General features: G+C 77.8%; 2 protein-coding genes. One reads left to right on the top strand and one right to left on the bottom strand.

Features of this window, described 5'->3' with window-relative positions:
* Positions 1–580: TIGR03086 family metal-binding protein (locus tag GCU69_RS03440; RefSeq protein WP_328629978.1), on the bottom strand; the 580-nt coding region annotated here is incomplete at its 3' end.
* Positions 581–747: 167 nt separating this feature from the next.
* Here GCU69_RS03440 and GCU69_RS03435 point away from each other — a divergent pair.
* Positions 748–1,737: a helix-turn-helix transcriptional regulator gene (locus GCU69_RS03435; protein ID WP_098752235.1), complete on the top strand. Its 990-nt coding sequence runs from the start codon at positions 748–750 to the stop codon at positions 1,735–1,737.
* Positions 1,738–1,771: the final 34 nt, after the last annotated feature.

The following is a 1,771-nucleotide window of genomic DNA, read 5'->3' as shown; positions in this document are numbered from 1 at the left end:
GGCCCAGCCAGGCGGCGAGCCTGCCGTACGCGTCGGCGTCCTGCGGTGCGGGGCGTACCGGCTCGAACGGGGTCGGGCCGCCGCGCCGTTCCGGCGGCAGCACGCGCCGGGCGGCGGCGAGGGAGACCTCGGCGAGTTCCGGGTCCAGCGGGCGGCCGCTGTCCAGGGCGCGTGCCAGGTCCCAGGCGTGGGTGACGCCGTCCAGGAGGTAGCCGGTCAGCGTGCCCCGGCCGGAGACCTCGCCCCAGGGCAGCACGTACGCCTTGTCGAGCTTGGCGTCGTCGCGCCAGGCCGCGGCCAGGCGTTCCCGGGCCGTGGCGAAGACCGCCGCACGGTCCGCCGGGGCCTCCGGCAGCGGCCGGGCGCGCACCCCGTCGGGAGCCTCGTCGCGGCCGGTCTCGCCGATGACGGCGTAGGCCTCCGCGACGGAGACGATGTGCTCGGTCAGGGCCCGTACGTCCCAGTCGGCGCACGGCGTCGGCCGGGCGAGCGCCTCCGGCCGCACGTCGTCCAGGAGCACGGCCAGCTGGGCGGCCGCGCGGGCGGCCAGGGGGCGGGGGTCGGCGGGCATGTCGGTCATGGAAACGCTCCACGGTCGGTGGCCTGGTGGCCGGCGGGCAGGTCGTCCACCGGGCCGGACGCGGCGGTCGCCGCCCGGCCCGTGCCCGCACCCTCGCGCCATAACCTGACATCCGCCGTCAGGTATATCCGGTGGTCTTCGTCCGCCGCGCGGGACACCCTGTGCGGGTGAAGAGCGACCGCCTGCTGTCCATCCTGCTGCTGCTCCAGACCCGGGGCCGGGTCCCGGCGGCCGAGCTGGCCGAGCGGCTGGAGGTGTCCGTCCGCACCATCTACCGCGACGTCGACTCGCTCTCGGCGACCGGCGTCCCGGTGTACGCCGAGCGCGGCCGGCACGGCGGCATCGCGCTGCTCCCGGGATTTCGTACGGATGTCACGGGGCTGACGTCCGACGAGTCCCGCGCCCTGTTCGTGCTCGCCGCGCAGGGGGCGCACTCGGCGCTCGGGCTGGACGGGGCCCTCGGGTCCGCGCTGCGCAAGGTGATGGCCGCGCTCCCGGCGCCGCACCGCCCGGCGGCCGAGCTGACGCGCCGGCGCATCCTGGTCGACCCGGACCGCTGGATGTCCCCAGCGCGGGGCGCGGCGGCGGACCTGGACGTGCTGCACACCGCGGTCTTCGCCGACCGGCGGCTGCGCATCCGGTACCGGCACAGCGGCGAGACCCGGACGCGGACGTACACCGTCGATCCGTACGGGCTCGTCGCGAAGGCCGGGGTCTGGTATCTGGTCGCCGACCGGCGGGGCCGCCCGCGGCTGTTCCGCGCGGACCGGGTCGCCGCGGCGGCGGTCACGGACGCCCCGGTGCGCCGCCGGGCCGGGGCGGAGCTGGCCGGGGTGTGGGAGGAGCTGCGGCGCGGTGTGGAGGACCGCCCGGCGGAAGTCGCCGTCCGGGCCCGGGTCCGGACGAGGCGACTGGACATGTTCCTGCGGATCAGCGCTCCGAGCGTGGTGTCGCACGACGGCCCGGGCGGGGATCCGGAGGCGTGGACGGAGGTCCGCCTCGCCTACCGCGCGCCGGGCGCGGTCCGCCAGCTCCTCCAGTTCGGCACGGACGTCGAGGTCCTGACCCCGGAGGAGGCCCGCCGGGAACTGGCGCGGGCGGCGGCGCAGGTCGCGGCGCTCTACCGGGCCGGCCGAGGGCATGCCACGCGCGGGTGAGCGGGTGGGGCGCGCCGTCTCCCGGGCCGTCGGC

The organism is Streptomyces lycii (assembly GCF_009735685.1).
Taxonomy (GTDB): domain Bacteria; phylum Actinomycetota; class Actinomycetes; order Streptomycetales; family Streptomycetaceae; genus Streptomyces; species Streptomyces lycii.
The sequence above is the reverse complement of the archived record's forward strand: the minus strand, read 5'-3'. Positions and strand labels throughout refer to the sequence as shown.